The following is a 15,371-nucleotide window of genomic DNA, read 5'->3' as shown; positions in this document are numbered from 1 at the left end:
CCTTCCGCCTGCCACACTGCGCGTCTATATGGGGCGGAGCCCCGACAGCCTCTGCGAGAACATCCCCATGTCCGTCCGCCCCTGGCGCGATATCGTCCGCCGTCCGAGCCGCCAGATCATGGTCGGCAACGTGCCCGTCGGCGGCGATGCCCCGGTGACGGTGCAGACGATGACCAACACGCCGACGCCGGACGTGCGCGCGACCGTGGACCAGATCCGCCGCTGCGAGGAAGCGGGCGTCGACATCATCCGCGTGTCCTGCCCGGACGTGGAATCGACGGCGGCGCTCAAGCAGATCGTGCGCGCCTCGCGGGTGCCGATCGTCGCGGACATCCATTTCCACTACAAGCGCGCGCTGGAAGCGGCCGACGCGGGTGCGGCGTGCCTGCGCATCAACCCGGGCAACATCGGCTCGTCCGAGCGCGTGGCGGAAGTGGTGCGCGCGGCCAAGGCCAACGGCTGCGCGATCCGCATCGGCGTCAACGCCGGCAGCCTGGAGAAGGACCTGCTGGAGAAATACGGCGAGCCTTGTCCCGAAGCGCTGGTGGAAAGCGCGCTCGACCATATCAAGCTGCTTCAGGACCACGACTTCCACGAATACAAGGTCGCGGTGAAGGCGTCGGACGTGTTCCTGGCGGTCGCGGCCTATCAGGGGCTGGCGGAGGCGACCGACTGCCCGCTGCACCTGGGGATCACCGAGGCGGGCGGGCTGATCGGCGGCACGGTCAAGTCGTCGATCGGCATCGGATCGCTGCTGTGGTTCGGCATCGGCGACACCATCCGCGTGTCGCTGTCGGCCGAGCCCGAGGAGGAGGTGCGCGTCGGGTTCGAGATCCTGAAGGCGCTGGGCATCCGCAACCGCGGCGTGCGCGTCGTGTCGTGCCCGTCGTGCGCGCGCCAGGGCTTCGACGTGATCCGCACCGTGCAGAAGCTGGAGGAGCGGCTGCAGCACATCCGCACGCCGATGTCGCTGTCGGTGCTCGGCTGCGTGGTCAACGGTCCGGGCGAGGCGCGCGAGACCGACATCGGCATCACCGGCGGCGGCAACGGCCGCCACATGGTCTATCTGTCGGGCGTCACCGACCATCATGTCGAGGATGCCGACATGGTCGACCACATCGTCCGGCTGGTGGAGGCCAAGGCCGCCGAGATCGAGGCGCGGGCCGCGGCGCTGGAGCAGGCGGCGGAGTAGGCGCGCGGGCTGGACGCGGCGGGCGTTTCCCCGCATCGACGCGGCCATGACCCGGACCAACACCCCGCCCGCCGTCGCCTTTGCGGCGGCATCGGCGGGCATCGCCATCTATTCGTGCATGGATGCCCTGATGAAGGGGCTGAGCATCGCGAGCGGTGCGTACAGCGCCGTCCTGTGGCGATCGGTCGCGGGGGTGCTGCTGACCGGCACGGTGTTCCTGGCGCGCCGACAGCGCTGGCCGGCGCGCAAGGCGCTCAGGCTGCATGTCGTGCGCGGGTTGGCGGCGGGGCTGTCGGTGCTGCTGTTCTTCTGGGGGCTGGTGCGGGTGCCGATGGCGCAGGGGGTGGCGCTCACCTTCCTGTCGCCGCTGATCGCGCTGTTCCTGGCGGCGGCGCTGCTGGGCGAGCGGATCCGGCGCGCGGCGATCCTGGGATCGGTGGTGGCGGCCGTGGGCGTGCTGGTGATCCCGCTGGGGCAGGCGCAGGCGGGGGCCTCGGCCGATGTGGTGCTGGGTGCGCTCGCGATCGTGCTCGCCTCCGTCCTCTACGCCTATAGCCTGATCCTGCTGCGGCAGCAGGCACAGCTCGCCGATCCGCTGGAGGTGACGCTGTTCACCAGCCTGGTGATCGGCGTGCTGCTGGCGCTGGGAGCACCGTGGCTGGCGACCTGGCCGGCGAGCGACCAGCTGGTGCCGATCGTCGGATCGGCGATCCTGGGGTCGATCTCCGCGCTGCTGCTCGCCTGGTCCTATGGCCGGGCGGAGGCGCAGGTGCTGGCACCGGTCGAATACACCGCCTTTGTCTGGGCGGCGCTGCTCGGCTACCTCGTGTTCGACGAGCGGGTGTCGCCGTTCACGGTCGCGGGTGCGTTGCTGATCGTCGGCGGCTGCCTGGTGGCGGTGCGCGGCGCCGCCCCGGTTTCCCAGAGCGAGGCAGGCGCATGATCGCGATCCGAACCGCCACTCCCGACGATGCGGGGCTGATCTTCGGCTTCGTGCGCGATCTCGCGCGCCACGAGGACGCCGAGGACAAGCTGGTCGCGACCGAGGCGCTGCTGGGCCGGGCGCTCGAGGAGCGCGGGGTCGAAGCGGCGATCGCGGAGCAGGACGGACAGGCGGTGGGCGCCGCGCTGTTCTTTCACAAGCACTCGACCTGGAGCGGCTGGAACGGGCTGTACCTGGAGGACCTGTACGTCGCGCCCGAAGCGCGCGGCTCCGGCGCGGGGCGGGCGCTGCTCGCCCATGTCGCGGCGGTCGGCGTCGCGCGCGGGTGCACGCGGGTCGAATGGGCGGTGAGCGACACCAACGCCGCCGCCGCCGGCTTCTACCGCAGCTTGGGCGCCGAGCCGATGCCGTGGCGCATCTATCGGGTTTCTGGGGAGGCGCTGTCCCGGCTGGCCGGGGAGTGACCGACCAGGTCGGCTCCGCGCCTGGCCAGCCTACGGCCTAGTTCGCGCGTTCGATCCATGCCGCGGGAACCGGCTTACCCTCTCTCCGTGCAGCGCTGATCGCCGCCTGGAACTGTGCTCTGCTTTCCTCGGCCTTCCCCATCCGGCCAAGCAGGATGCCAGCGTTGATACGGCTCTGGGTGTCGTTGACGTCCCTGCTCGCCAGTTCACGGTACCACCTTACCGCGGCCTCGCTGTCGCCTTCCTTCAAGGCCCAGGACGCGAGCGTTCCCACTGCTGCCCGTTCTTCCGCTTCCGACATCATGCCCGTGTCGAACATGGCGGCCAAAGACCGGCGCTTTGCGGCAGCATCGGATTGCAGATCAGCAATGCGATACAGGTACGCGTGAACGACGTATTGCTCCTCGACCGTGAGATTGGGGTCGCTCGCAAGCGATGAGGCGATTTGCCCAGCTTCGGCGGCGTGCATCGCGGTCATCGCCTTTTCCACGCGAATCAGGGCACAGGCGATCCGCTTGCGGATCAACGCGCCTTCAGCCTTGCACGTCTTCCATCGTTTGGTGCCGATGGACTGCCAGGCGTCCATGCCCGAATCCGACGTCAGCCCTCCCAAGCTCGTCGCACTGGCGATGTGCGGATTGTTCTGGAGGCTGCGCTGGGGAATCCGGGATCCGGTAACCATCTTGCGCCGCAAATTGGACGGATCGGGCTCGTCGGGATCGAATCCTCCCTCCACCACGATGTCCTCCCTCCCGGAGTCTTCTGACGGCGCTGTCGTGGATTGGGCCGATGCTTCTTGTGAGACCAGCAGAAGGAACGGCAACAATAGGATGCCCGAAACCATGTCGACCTCACAACCTCGGATCGGATAGCGTAGGTAGGGCCATGCGGCTGTCAAGGGATGCTACGGAGCCCCTTCCGGCCCGGCCTCCCAGGTCCGCAGCCGGCATTGCGGTGCGCCCGAGAGTCCGCTTTTTTCGAATCTCGAACCTGGTGAGGATCGCATGGGCGTCGACGCAGGGCTGATCGAATGGGTGGCCGAGGCGCTGGCGCCGGTCGGCACCGTCACGTCGCGGCGGATGATGGGCGGGGCGACGCTCTATTGCGACGGCACCATCTTTGCGATCGCCGGCGACGACGGGCTCTGGTTCAAGGCGGATGCCGAGAGCGACGCGGCCTGGGACGCGGCTGGTTGTGCGCGCTTCACCTATGCCAAGGGCGACGGCACGACGGGATCGATGAACTACCGGCGCGCGCCCGACGACGTCTATGACGATGCGGACGCGATGCGGGAGTGGGCCGGGCTCGCGCTGGCGGCCGGGGCGCGGGCGCCGAAGCCGAAGCGCAAGAACAAGGGCTGAAACGACGAACCCCGCCGGCACCTGGGTGCCGACGGGGTCCGGATCTTGCGTGGCTGGCGCTTAGTCGCGGCCGGGCACGTCGTGGTCGAGCGGTTCCTCGCCGCGTTCCTTGGCGGCGTTGTAGCGCTCGATCGCCTCCAGGGTGATGCGCGCCGCCTCGTCGGCGTCGCCCCAGGTGCCGACGCGCACCCACTTCTGCTTCTCCAGGTCCTTGTAGTGGGTGAAGAAGTGCTCGATCTGCTGGAACACGATCTCCGGCAGATCGGCGCGGCCACCGACCTTGGTGTAATAGGGGAAGGTGGAGTCGACCGGCACGCAGACGAGCTTCTCGTCGCCGCCGGCTTCGTCTTCCAGGTTCAGGACCGCGATCGGGCGCGCGCGCACGACGCAGCCCGGGATGAACGGCGTGCGCGACACGACTAGCGCGTCGAGCGGATCGCCGTCCGGCGACAGCGTGTGCGGCACGAAGCCATAGTTCGCCGGATAGCGCATCGGGGTGTGGAGGATGCGATCGACGAACAGCGCACCGGACGCCTTGTCGAACTCATACTTCACCGGCTCGCCGCCGGTCGGCACCTCGATGATGACGTTGAGGTCTTCCGGCGGGTTCTTGCCCACCGGCACCATGTCGATCCGCATGTTGTGTCGTCCCTTTTACTTGGCGGCGAGCAGGCGATCGAGGCCCGTCTCACCCTGTCCGGTCTTTTCCAGCCGCGGATAGCGCAGGCCATCGTGATAGTCGATTGCCACCTCGCGCAGCTTGTCGCCGTTCTTGACCAGCAGGCGGATGGGCGTGCGATTGCCCTTGGACGCGGTCACGGCCGCCTTCAGGCGATCGGCGCTGTAGCTCTCGCCGTTCACCGCGACGATGCTGCTGTCCACGGTCATCCCCGCGTCGAACGCCGGGCTGCCCCAGCTGACCGAGTTGACCGAGCCCGACTTGCCCGTGACGAGCCCCAGCGAATAGCTGAGATCGGCCTGGTCGCGGGTGCGGTCGTTGTTGACGAAGTACGGCGTCGGCTGTTCGGTGTAGACCAGGCGGTAGCCGTTGTTGGTGAAGCCGCCGAGCGGCGCGCGCTCAGAGACGTTGTTGACGCGGCTGTTGAGGAAGCCGGCCCAGTCATAGGGCTGGATGCCGTTCAGCGTCTGGACCACATCCTCGAACGTGTAGGTGAGCACGCCCCAGTCGCCGTCGCGCACGCCGAAGAAGGCGCGGGCGAAATCGTCGATGCTCTTGGTGCCGCCCGACTGCTGGCGCAGGACGGAATCCACGTCCATCCAGATCAACAGGCCTTCGTTGTAATAATCCTCCGACCGCTGCCAGCTGGTCCAGCCCTTGGGCCGGCGCGCAGAGATGATGGGGTCGTTGGTGGTGTCGACCAGCGGGCGCCATTCGCGCGCACGGCGGTTGTCGAGGCTGGCTGCGATCGCGGCATAGGCGTCCAGCGTATCCTGCTTGGTGACGATGCCCGAGCGTGCCTGGAGCACATAGCCCCAGAACTGGGTCTGGCCTTCATAGACCCACAGCAGCGAGTTGCGCATGGGCGTGCGATAGTCCGGCGTCCACAGGTCCGCACCACGGCGGAACTTGCCGTCCCAGCTGTGGCTGTATTCGTGCGGCAGGAGGTTGCGGCTGCCGGCACCCTCGTTCCACTTGGTGAAATAGCCCGGCTTCACGCCGTTTTCGGAGCTGCGGTGATGCTCCAAGCCGATGCCGCCCATGGTGTCGGTGATCGCCAGCAGGAATTCGTACTTGTCGTAGTGCTGGGCGCCGAACACGCGGGTCGCCTGCTCGACGAGCTTCTTGTGCGCGTCGATCTGCTCGGGGGTGGCGTTGAGCTCTTCGGGGGTGTCGGCGAAGACGTTGAGGTCGACGCGCGGCGACAGCGCCCACTGGCGGTAATATTTGCCGGCAAAGGTGGGGGAGTCGACCAGCGTTTCGTAGCTGGTGCGCTGGTAGGAATAGATCGAGCCGTTGCTGGTCGCGGGCAGGCCTGCCGCCGCGGTCCAGCCGGCCGGATATTTGGCAGTCGCCTGGATCGGGATGCGGCGGGTGAAATAGCCGGCCGGGTAGAGGCTGACCGAGTTCCACTGGAGGTTCAGCATCGAGGGCGCCATGACGATGCGGCCCTGGTCACCGGCGGTCGCCGACAGGAACTGGAAGCTGACGTCGAGCTTCCTGGCACCGGCGGGCACGTCGATGTGGAAGGCGAACACATCTTCGGGATCGCGGGTCCAGGGCACCACCTTGCCATTGGCGCGGATCACCAGGCCGGCGAGCTTCTCGATCTCACCGCGCGGGCTGTGCGCGCCCGGCAGCCACTTCGGGAACAGCAGCACCATGTGGCCCGCCTCGGCGATGGGAATCGTCTCCTTCACGTTGAAGATGCCGCGCTGGATGTCGGTCGCGTCGACCTCCAGCAGGAGGGTGCCAGGATAGTCGACGTCGCGCGGGGCGGGGATGGTGTCGGTGAAGGGCACCGGCTGCGGCAGGGTGTTGCCGGCGGGGTTCAGCTGCGCATGGGCGGGAACGGCAGAAGCGAGCAACAGGGCGGCGAACGCAGGGGTGCGAAACATGACGGCCTTTCGTCGAGGTGGGATGGGGCGGTGTAACGACATATCGCAGCGGGCGTCCAGCCTGTCGCAAGGCGGGACACGATTCCGGCTTCGATCCGCCGGGTGCGGCGGCTAGGGTCGGGCATGGCTTCCACGCTCGTGCCCGCTGCCGACACCGCGCCCGCCGCCGATCCGCGCCCGCGATCGGCGGTGAGCACGGGTACCGGCCTCGCGGGCATGGCGGGGCTGCTCGCCTGGGTCGCGATCGCGCGCCACTATGGCATGGACGGGCCCTATGCGGCGCTGGTGAACCTCGTCGCCTGCGGGCTGCCGATGCTCGCCTGGTCGGTGCTGGTGGACAAGGTGCATCGCAATCCATCGACCGGCATCGACTGGGCGCACCCGCGGCCGTGGCGGGCGACGCTGGACGTCAGCGTCACCAAGCTGGCGGGGCTGTGGGCGACCTGGGTGGGGATCGCGCTGCTCTATGCGACCGGCCGCTTCTATTGGGACGGCGGCTTCGCCTTTGCCATGTGGTGCTTCGGCTATGCGGCGCCGGTGCTGTTCGTGCTGTCGATCCCCTATGTCCTGTGGATCGACCGCCACCTGGTGGCGCCGCGCGACGGCTGCTGGGCGTTCGGCGCCTGGCTGATGCACCTGGACGAGCCGATCGAGCGCGAGGCGATCTTCGACCATCTGCGCGCCTGGGCGGTGAAGGCGTTCTTCCTGGCGTTCATGCTGGGGATCGTGCCGGGCGGCTTCCGCGAGTTCGTCGCCGCCGACACGGCCACGGTGCTGCACGATCCCGTCGCGCTGGCGCAGTGGCTGATCACCTTCATGTTCCTGGTGGACGTGGCGTTCGCGACCTGCGGCTATATCCTCGCGCTGCGGCCGATCGACACGCACATCCGCTCGGCCAATCCCTATGCGGCCGGCTGGGTCGCGGCGCTGATCTGCTATCCGCCGTTCGTGCTGATGGGCGACGGCGGCCCGCTCGACTATCATCCAGGCGGCGCGGAGTGGACGCAGTGGTTCGCGGGCCATCCAGTGATCCTGGCGGCGATCGGCGCGGCGCTGGTGGCGCTGACCTTTGTCTATGCCTGGGCGACGGTGGCGTTCGGCCTGCGCTTCTCCAACCTCACCAACCGCGGGATCATCACCAACGGGCCGTACGCCTGGAGCCGCCATCCGGCCTATCTGTCGAAGAACCTGTTCTGGTGGCTGGTGAGCTGGCCGATGCTGGTGACGACCGGCAACTGGCTGGACGCGTTCCGCAACACCGCGATCCTGGGGCTGGTGAGCGGCGTCTATTACTGGCGTGCGCGCACCGAGGAGCGGCACCTGCTCGCCGATCCGGGCTATCGTGCGTACTACGACTGGGTGGGGCGGCATGGGGTGGTGCCGCGGTTCTTTCGGTGGGTGGCCGGCTAGCGGTGCCGTGCTCCTGCGCAGGCAGGAGCCCAGGGTAACAGGCGCTGTGCTTCGTGGCTCTGGGCTCCTGCCTGCGCAGGAGCACGGTGGTGCTTCTACGGGTGTGCCGTCTCAGAACGTCAGTTCGTCGTAGACGCGCGTGACGTCGCCGTCCCAGCTGCTGCCGTAGCGGTCGAGGAGCTGCTGTGCGGGCACCCGGCCGTCGCGCACCACGTCGCGCAAGGGGGTGAGGAAGCCGGTCTCGTCGTCGCCGGCGGCATCCAGGCGGCCGCGCGCCTTGAGGCCGGCGCCGGCGATGTCGAGCACCTGCCGGGCGATGTCGCGCAGCGTGCCCTTGTCGCCCAGCGGCGCGTCGAGGCCGAGGCGCGGCACGGAGTCGCGCAGCGCCTGGCGGGTCTCCAGGCTCCAGTCCTTGACGAGGTCCCAGGCGGCGTCGAGCGCGCCCTGGTCGTAGAGGAGGCCCACCCAAAGTGCGGGCAGCGCGCAGATCCGGCCCCAGGGGCCGCCGTCGGCGCCGCGCATCTCCAGGAAGGTCTTGAGCCGCACTTCCGGGAAGGCGGTGGAGAGATGGTCGGCCCAGTCGTCCATCGTCGGCAGCTCGCCGGGGAGGACCGAGAGCTCGCCCTTCAGGAAGTCGCGGAAGGAGAGGCCGGCGGCGTCGATATACTTGCCGTCGCGGTAGACGAAGTACATCGGCACATCGAGGGCGTAGTCGGCGTAGCGTTCGTAGCCGAAGCCGTCCTCGAACACGAACGGCAGCATGCCGGTGCGGTGGGGATCGGTGTCCGACCAGATGTGGCTGCGGTAGGAAAGCATGCCGTTGGGCTTGCCTTCGGTGAAGGGCGAGTTGGCGAACAGCGCGGTCGCGAGCGGCTGGAGCGCCAGGCCGACCCGGAACTTCTGCACCATGTCCGCTTCGGAAGCATAGTCGAGGTTCACCTGGATGGTGCAGGTGCGCAGCATCATGTCGAGACCCATGCTGCCGACGCGCGGCATGTGGTTGAGCATGATCGCGTAGCGGCCCTTGGGCATGATCGGCAGCTCGGCGCGGGGCTTGTCCGGCCACATGCCGAGACCCAGGAAGCCCAGGCCCAGCTTCTCGCCGACGGCCTTTACCTGGGTGAGATGCCGGCCGGTCTCGCCGCAGGTCTGGTGGAGGTTTTCGAGCGGGGCGCCGGAGAGTTCGAGCTGGCCGGCGGGCTCCAGGCTGACGGTGCCGTCCTTGCCGGCGAGCGCGATGACCTTGCCGTTCTCCTCGATCGGCGTCCAGCCGAACTCGGTCAGCGCCATCAGCAGGTCGCGGATGCCGCCGGGCTCGTCATAGCTGGGGGCACGGTGGTCGCTGGTGCGGAACACGAACTTCTCGTGCTCCGTGCCGATGCGCCAGCGTTCCGCGGGCTTCTCGCCGCCTGCGAAATAGCCGATCAGCTGGTCGCGGGTCTCGATGACCGCTGCGCTGGTGTCCGAAACGGTCTTGGTGCTCATGGGCTGCGCCCATAGGCGGTGCCGCGGTGCGGCGCCAGCGCCGTTTTGATGCCGTACGTTACCAGTCGCCGGCGCTGGCCATCCAGACGCTGATTGCGGCGGCCGCCGCCGTCTCCGCGCGCAGGATGCGTGGGCCGAGCGTGACGCCGTAGGCCTGGGGCAGGGCGCGGATCGCCTCGCGCTCTTCGACGTCGAAGCCGCCCTCCGGCCCGATCAGCACGGCGCCGGGGCCGCGGTGCTGCGCCATGGTCGTGGACGCCGGGGCGCCGCCGGTCTCGTCGGCGAAGAACAGCGCGCGCTCGGCCGGCCAGTCGCGCAGCAGCGCGGCGAGCTTCACCGGCTCGGCCAGCTCGGGAAGGGCGGTGCGGTCGCACTGCTCGGCCGCCTCGATCGCATGGGCGCGCAGCCGGTCCAGGTTGAGCCGGTCGACCACGGTGCGGCGGGTGAGCACCGGTACGATGCGGGCGGCGCCCAGCTCGCACGCCTTTTCCACCGTCCAGTCGATGCGGCCCTTCTTCAAGGGCGCGGCGCAGAGCCACAGGTCCGGCACCGGCTCGCGCGGGCGAAGCTGGTCGGTGACCTGGAGGGTGAGGTCGCGCTTGCCGGCATGGGCGACGGTCGCGAGCCACTCGCCGGTCCGGTCGTCGAACAGCTTGACCGGGTCGCCCGGCTTCGCGCGCAGCACCGACAGCAGGTAATGCGCCTGCGGCCCGTCGATGCGGATCGCGGCATCGGGTGCGATCGTCGCTTCCAGGAACAGGCGCGGGGTGGACTGCGGCGGCCAGGCGGGGGTTGCGGGCATGGACCGGGTGTTAGGCGAAGCGGGCGGCTTCGTCACGTCACCGGGCAATCGTCGGCGACGATGACGCGGTCGCGCCCCTCCTTCTTCGCCTGGTACATGGCGGCGTCCGCGCGATCGGTCGCGGTGTCGATCGTGTCGCCGGGCGTCACGCAATAGGCGCCGACGCTGAGCGTGATCGGGACGCGCGCGCCATCCCCCAGCACGACGGGCGCCGCGCAGACGGCCGCGACCAGCCGGTCCGAGACGGTTTCCAGCGGATCGGCGCCAAGGCCGGGCAAGAGCACGATGAATTCGTCGCCTCCCCAGCGGCCGCACAGGTCCGTGGGGCGGAGCGCGGCCTGGATGCGGTGCGCGATCTCCGCCACCACGGCATCGCCCGCGACATGGCCGAAGCGGTCGTTGATCTGCTTGAAACGATCGACGTCGATCAGCAGCAGCCCGACCGAGCTCGCGCCGCGCTGGCGCTGCACCGCATCGAACGCCGCCACGAAGCCGCGGCGGTTGGCGACGCCGGTTGCCGAATCGCGGTTGGCGAGCCGTTCCAGCTCGATCGTCCGCTCGCGCACCCGCGCTTCGAGCGAGCGGGTGTGTTCGGCGACTGCGCGCGCCATCGCCGCGAACCGGCGCGACAGGCGCCCGATCTCGTCGTTGCGATCGGAGTCGAGCTGCTCGGCAGGTTGGAAGTTGCCGCGTTCCGCCTCGATCACGCTCATCTCGAGCTGGGTGAGCGGATCGAGCACCACGCGCTTGAACAGGACGACGGCGAGCGCGCCGCCGATCACCAGCATCAGCACGATCAGCGCGGCGAGCGGACCGAACAGGCGGCGGTCCACCATGGCATCGGTGTCCATGACCGTCACATTGTACCAGTCGAGCCCGTTCAGATAACCGACGCCGACCAGCACGCGTTCGCCGCCCATCTCCAGGAAGCTGGATCGCGCGGACGCGCGGCCCGAGGCGACGTCCGCCATCATCGCGTGCAGCCGGGCGCGATCGTCGGCGTTGCTCAGCATCGCGAAGACGGTGGGCGGATGCTTGCGGTTGGGGTCGGAATAGCGGTCGACCTTGCTCGGATCGCGATGCGCCTGCACCGCTCCATCGTGGTCGACGAAGAAGGTGGAGACGCCGGCCTGGGTGTCGGCCAGCGCCTCGTGCACGAAGGAGGAAAGGTCGACGGCGGTCCCGGTGACGCCCAGTGCCTTGCCCTCGAAGCGGATCACGCAGTTGACGAACACGCGCGTGCGCTTGGCGAGATCGTCCGCGTCGACGTTCAGGTGGCAGTCGCGCGGGCGGGACAGCGCCTCGAAGAACCAGCGGTCGCGGTTGTTGCCCGGCTGCACGGTGAGGCGCGGGCGGTCCGCCGAATAGCGGCTGCCGGGCTCCTCGTAGAAATATTGGCGCGAGGCGGCGGAGCCCACGAAGAAGGTGCCGCCCGCCGACAGCTGGACGACGCGGCGCAGCTCGGCGATGGCGGCGCGGCGTTTTGCGGCATTGCCCTCGTCGCGCAGCCAGCCGATGAGCGCTTCCGAACGCGCGTTGGTTTCGGCAAGCGCGACATCCCGCTGCAACGTGCCGAGGCCGCGTGCCCGATCATAGAGTACCTGCCGCTCGGCAAAGCCCGACCCGAGCCGCACCAGCGTCAGATCGACGACCCGGCCGAACGCCACGAAGCCGACCAGCGCGAGGAGGCCGATCAGCAGCATGCCCACCATCAGAACGCGGGCGGTCAGGCTGGCGGAGACCGCACGCCAGAACCCCTTGAAGGGGAGCAGCTTGTTCGACCTGATCTTGCGTCTCCTGGGATTCGGCGCTCGCTTTGTGGCGCCGTCCAGGGCCTTCAAGCACGTAAACAGTAAATAATGTAGTCGGTGAGCTCGGGCAACGCGGGAAGCGCGCGGGAGTTTCCCGGGCGACCACGCACACGGGCTGTCCAAGCTCCGTCCATCTGTGGCAGCAGGCCGCATGACATCCCCGATTCCCCCGTTGCAGCCGCGCCGGCACCGAAGCTCCTTCCCCCACGTTCCCCAGGCGAGGGGCGGCACGCGATGACGGCGGCGACCGAGATCGTTCCCGACAGCGAGCATCGCGGGCTCGTCGGGCGGCTGCCGGCGGGGCTGCGGCCGTTCGCGCTGCTGGCGCGCTTCGACCGGCCGATCGGCTGGTGGCTGTTGTTCTGGCCCGGCGCCTGGGCGATCGCGCTGGCGGGCCAGGGGATCGCGCGCTGGGACATGATCGCGTGGTTCCTGCTCGGCAGCATCGCGATGCGCGGCGCGGGCTGCGTCTACAACGACATCGTCGACCGCGACCTCGACCGGCAGGTGGCGCGCACGCGCAGCCGGCCGCTCGCGAGCGGGGCGGTGTCGCTGAAGGCGGCCTGGGCCTGGCTGCTGATCCTGTGCGCGGTCGGGCTGCTGGTGCTGGTGCAGCTGCGGCTGGCGGCCGCGATCGTCGCCGTCTCCAGCATCGTGCTGGTCGCGGCCTATCCCTTCATGAAGCGGATCACCTGGTGGCCGCAGGCGTGGCTGGGGATCGTGTTCAGCTGGGCAGCGCCGGTCGGCTGGGTGGAGGTGACGCACGGCAGCATCGTGCCGATGCTGCTGCTCTATGCGGGATCGATCACCTGGGTGATCGGCTACGACACCATCTATGCGCTGCAGGACGTGGAGGACGATGCGCTGGTGGGCGTGCGTTCGTCGGCACGGGCGATGGGGGCCAAGGTTCGGCCCGGGGTCGCGCTGCTGTACCTGGTGTCGCTGCTGTGCTGGGCGGGCGCCTTCTGGCAGGTGTTCCCGACGCCGCTCGCGCTTGTCGCGCTGCTGCCGATGGCGCTGCACCTGCTGTGGCAGGTGGCGACGCTGTCGCCGCAGGACGGGCACAACACGCTGGCGCGGTTCCGCAGCAATCGCGACGCGGGGCTGCTGATGTTCCTCGCCTGCCTGGTGGTGGGGACGGCGGCCTGAATTGCCGCCGCGGGCTTTGACCTTGGGGCCCCGGCTCCCTAAGTCGCGGCCATGCTGACCCCCGAACAGGCGCAGGCCCGCGCCGCGCAGGCGATCGACCGAGCCCGCGCCCGCGGCGCCGATGCCGCCGACGCCATCCTGATCGCCGACACGGCGCTTTCCGTCTCCGTGCGCCTGGGCGCCCTGGAGGACGTTGGCCGGTCCGAGGGCGGCGAGCTGGGCCTGCGAGTCTTCGTCGGCAAGCGTTCGGCAAGCGTCGCCACCTCCGACCTGTCGGACGCGGCGCTGGATGCGGTGGCCGAGCGGGCGGTGGCGATGGCGCGGCTGGCGCCCGAGGACGCCTGGGCCGGGCTGGCGCCGGCCGATCGGCTGATGAAGGGCACGGCCCCGCTGCTCGACCTGGACGACGGCGGCGAGGTCGCGCCCGAGGCGCTGAAGGCGCAGGCGCTGGCGGCCGAGGATGCGGCGCGCGGCGTGGCTGGCGTCACCAATTCCGAGGGCGGCAGTGCGAGTGCCAGCCGCGCGGTGGTGGCGCTGGCCACCAGCCACGGCTTTGCCGGCAGCTACGCCGTCACCAGCCACGGCGTCTCGGCAAGCGTGCTGGCGGGCACCGGATCGGGCATGCAGCGCGACTATGCGCACCACAGCGCGCGCCATCGTGCATCGCTGGAGGCGCCCGAGGCGATCGGGCGGCTGGCGGGCGAGCGCGCGGTGGCGCGGCTCGATCCGGCGCGGATCGCGTCGGGTGCGATGCCGGTGGTGTTCGATCCGCGGGTGGGGTCGAGCCTGCTCGGCCACCTGACCGGCGCGATCGCGGGGCCGGGCGTGGCCCGCGGCACCAGCTTCCTGCGCGAGGCGCTCGGCACGGCGGTATTCGGGCCGGGCGTCACCATCCGCGATGATCCGCACCGGCCGCGCGGGCTTCGCTCGCGGCCGTTCGACGGCGAGGGTCTGCCGGTCTCGCCGCTCGCGATCGTCGAGGGGGGCGTGCTGCAAAGCTGGCTGCTGGACAGCGCCTCGGCCCGGCAGCTGGGGCTGGAGCCGACCGGCCATGCCACCCGCGGCATCGGCGGCGGGCCGGGCGTGGGCACCAGCAACCTCTACATGGAAGCGGGGCGCATCACCCGCGAGGCGCTCATCGGCGAGATCGAGCACGGCGTGCTGGTGACCGAGCTGATCGGGCATGGCGTGAACGGCGTGACGGGCGACTATAGCCGCGGCGCCGCCGGCTTCCTGATCGAGAAGGGCGAAATCACCCGGCCGGTCGCGGAGATCACCATCGCGGGCAATCTGCGCCAGATGTTCGCAGGCCTGGTGCCGGCGAGCGACCTGGAGTTCCGCTATGGCGTGAACGTGCCGACGATCCGGATCGACGGAATGACGGTGGCGGGTGGCTGACACGCTGCTCGACGAACTGGCGGCGATCGCTGCCGAAGCGGCGACGCTGGCGCATGGGCGCGCGGCGACCGACTTCGAGCGCTGGGAAAAGACGCCGGGCAACCCGGTGTGCGAGATCGACCTGGCGGTGGACGCGCTGCTGCGCGAGCGGCTGAGCGCGCTGCTGCCGGACGCCGGCTGGCTGTCGGAGGAATCGGCCGACGATCCCGTGCGGCTGGCCAAGCGGCGGGTGTGGATCGTCGATCCGATCGACGGGACCCGCGACTATATCCGCGGTCGGCCGGGCTGGTCGGTGTCGGTGGCGCTGGTGGAGGACGGGCAGCCGGTGCTGGGCGTGCTCGACGCCCCGGCGCGGCACGAGCGCTGGCGCGCGGCGGCGGGCGAGGGGGCGTGGCGCAACGGCGTCCGGCTGACGGCGAGCGACATCGCCCGGATCGCGGGCGCGCGCACGCCGGTGGACGCGCTGCCCAAGGCGGACCGCGACCTGGTGGCGGTGGCCAAGCCCAACTCGATCGCGCTGCGCATGGCGATGGTGGCGGCGGGCGAGGCGGACCTGCTCGCGACCTTTCGCTGGGGCAATGAATGGGACGTGGCGGCGGCCGTGCTGCTGCTGCGCGAGGCCGGCGCGACGGTGACCGACTCGCTCGGCAAGCCGCTGCGCTTCAACACGCCGCGCGCCCAGGCGTTCGGCGTGCTGGCGACCGCGCCCGGCATCCATGCGGCGGCGGTGGACCGGCTGCGGCCGCGCGCGATCGCGGCGCTGGGGCGGCCCTGACCGC

The 15,371-nt window shown here is 69.9% G+C and carries 14 protein-coding genes; 8 read left to right on the top strand and 6 right to left on the bottom strand.

Annotation, left to right across the window (positions count from 1 at the left end):
• Positions 1 to 67: 67 nt before the first annotated feature.
• Genes ispG through ABDZ92_RS06485 form a run of 3 tightly spaced genes read left to right on the top strand, consistent with a single transcriptional unit; the run spans position 68 to position 2,599 of the window.
• Positions 68 to 1,192 (top strand): flavodoxin-dependent (E)-4-hydroxy-3-methylbut-2-enyl-diphosphate synthase, encoded by a 1,125-nt coding sequence (gene ispG / locus ABDZ92_RS06495; protein WP_125961630.1) that lies wholly within the window; start codon positions 68 to 70, stop codon positions 1,190 to 1,192.
• 46 nt (positions 1,193 to 1,238) lie between these two features.
• Complete coding sequence (locus tag ABDZ92_RS06490; protein WP_125961543.1) at positions 1,239 to 2,135, top strand: DMT family transporter; 897 nt, start codon at positions 1,239 to 1,241, stop codon at positions 2,133 to 2,135.
• Positions 2,132 to 2,599: a GNAT family N-acetyltransferase gene (locus tag ABDZ92_RS06485; protein ID WP_125961544.1), complete on the top strand. Its 468-nt coding sequence runs from the start codon at positions 2,132 to 2,134 to the stop codon at positions 2,597 to 2,599. Before ABDZ92_RS06490 ends, ABDZ92_RS06485 begins: the two co-directional genes overlap by 4 nt.
• Before the next feature lie 37 nt (positions 2,600 to 2,636).
• Here the strand turns inward: ABDZ92_RS06485 and ABDZ92_RS06480 are convergent, their stop codons facing one another.
• Positions 2,637 to 3,443, bottom strand: coding sequence for a tetratricopeptide repeat protein (locus tag ABDZ92_RS06480; RefSeq protein ID WP_125961545.1), 807 nt, complete (start codon positions 3,441 to 3,443; stop codon positions 2,637 to 2,639).
• 160 nt (positions 3,444 to 3,603) lie between these two features.
• Between ABDZ92_RS06480 and ABDZ92_RS06475 the strand changes: the two genes are divergently transcribed.
• Positions 3,604 to 3,960, top strand: a complete 357-nt coding sequence (locus tag ABDZ92_RS06475) for a TfoX/Sxy family protein (RefSeq protein ID WP_125961546.1) — start codon at positions 3,604 to 3,606, stop codon at positions 3,958 to 3,960.
• A gap of 60 nt (positions 3,961 to 4,020) precedes the next feature.
• Here ABDZ92_RS06475 and ppa read toward each other — a convergent pair whose 3' ends face one another.
• Both ppa and ABDZ92_RS06465 read right to left on the bottom strand, forming a co-directional pair.
• A complete protein-coding gene (gene ppa / locus ABDZ92_RS06470; RefSeq protein ID WP_125961547.1) occupies positions 4,021 to 4,599 on the bottom strand; it encodes an inorganic diphosphatase in 579 nt (192 codons plus the stop codon).
• A 15-nt stretch (positions 4,600 to 4,614) separates the two neighbouring features.
• Positions 4,615 to 6,537, bottom strand: a complete 1,923-nt coding sequence (locus tag ABDZ92_RS06465) for a M61 family metallopeptidase (RefSeq protein WP_125961548.1) — start codon at positions 6,535 to 6,537, stop codon at positions 4,615 to 4,617.
• A 123-nt stretch (positions 6,538 to 6,660) separates the two neighbouring features.
• On the opposite strand from ABDZ92_RS06465, the gene ABDZ92_RS06460 reads away from it, so the two are divergent.
• Complete coding sequence (locus tag ABDZ92_RS06460; protein ID WP_164521311.1) at positions 6,661 to 7,947, top strand: methyltransferase family protein; 1,287 nt, start codon at positions 6,661 to 6,663, stop codon at positions 7,945 to 7,947.
• A 111-nt stretch (positions 7,948 to 8,058) separates the two neighbouring features.
• Here the strand turns inward: ABDZ92_RS06460 and ABDZ92_RS06455 are convergent, their stop codons facing one another.
• From ABDZ92_RS06455 to ABDZ92_RS06445, 3 genes are read right to left on the bottom strand one after another with little or no spacing between them, the layout of a single operon-like run.
• Positions 8,059 to 9,432, bottom strand: coding sequence for a glutamate--cysteine ligase (locus ABDZ92_RS06455; protein ID WP_125961549.1), 1,374 nt, complete (start codon positions 9,430 to 9,432; stop codon positions 8,059 to 8,061).
• Between the two features lie 58 nt (positions 9,433 to 9,490).
• Entirely contained in the window at positions 9,491 to 10,234 is a 744-nt protein-coding gene (locus ABDZ92_RS06450) for a 16S rRNA (uracil(1498)-N(3))-methyltransferase (RefSeq protein WP_125961550.1), read from the bottom strand.
• Positions 10,235 to 10,266: 32 nt separating this feature from the next.
• A complete protein-coding gene (locus ABDZ92_RS06445) occupies positions 10,267 to 11,946 on the bottom strand; it encodes a diguanylate cyclase (protein ID WP_164521312.1) in 1,680 nt (559 codons plus the stop codon).
• A gap of 333 nt (positions 11,947 to 12,279) precedes the next feature.
• On the opposite strand from ABDZ92_RS06445, the gene ubiA reads away from it, so the two are divergent.
• The 3 genes from ubiA to ABDZ92_RS06430 are packed head-to-tail and all read left to right on the top strand — an operon-like array spanning position 12,280 to position 15,367.
• The gene (gene ubiA / locus ABDZ92_RS06440; protein ID WP_125961552.1) at positions 12,280 to 13,194 is read left to right on the top strand and encodes a 4-hydroxybenzoate octaprenyltransferase; all 915 of its coding nucleotides are present in this window, start codon (positions 12,280 to 12,282) and stop codon (positions 13,192 to 13,194) included.
• 51 nt (positions 13,195 to 13,245) lie between these two features.
• On the top strand, positions 13,246 to 14,592 hold the full coding sequence (locus ABDZ92_RS06435) for a TldD/PmbA family protein (RefSeq protein ID WP_125961553.1): 1,347 nt from the start codon (positions 13,246 to 13,248) through the stop codon (positions 14,590 to 14,592).
• Positions 14,585 to 15,367 carry a 3'(2'),5'-bisphosphate nucleotidase CysQ gene (locus tag ABDZ92_RS06430; protein ID WP_125961554.1) on the top strand — a complete coding sequence of 261 codons (783 nt, stop codon included), beginning with the start codon at positions 14,585 to 14,587 and terminating at the stop codon, positions 15,365 to 15,367. The genes ABDZ92_RS06435 and ABDZ92_RS06430 overlap by 8 nt, the downstream gene beginning before the upstream one ends.
• Positions 15,368 to 15,371 lie beyond the last annotated feature (4 nt).

It is taken from the genome of Sphingomonas molluscorum (genome assembly GCF_039522995.1).
GTDB lineage: Bacteria > Pseudomonadota > Alphaproteobacteria > Sphingomonadales > Sphingomonadaceae > Sphingomonas > Sphingomonas molluscorum.
This window is presented reverse-complemented; position numbering and strand designations above follow the sequence as displayed.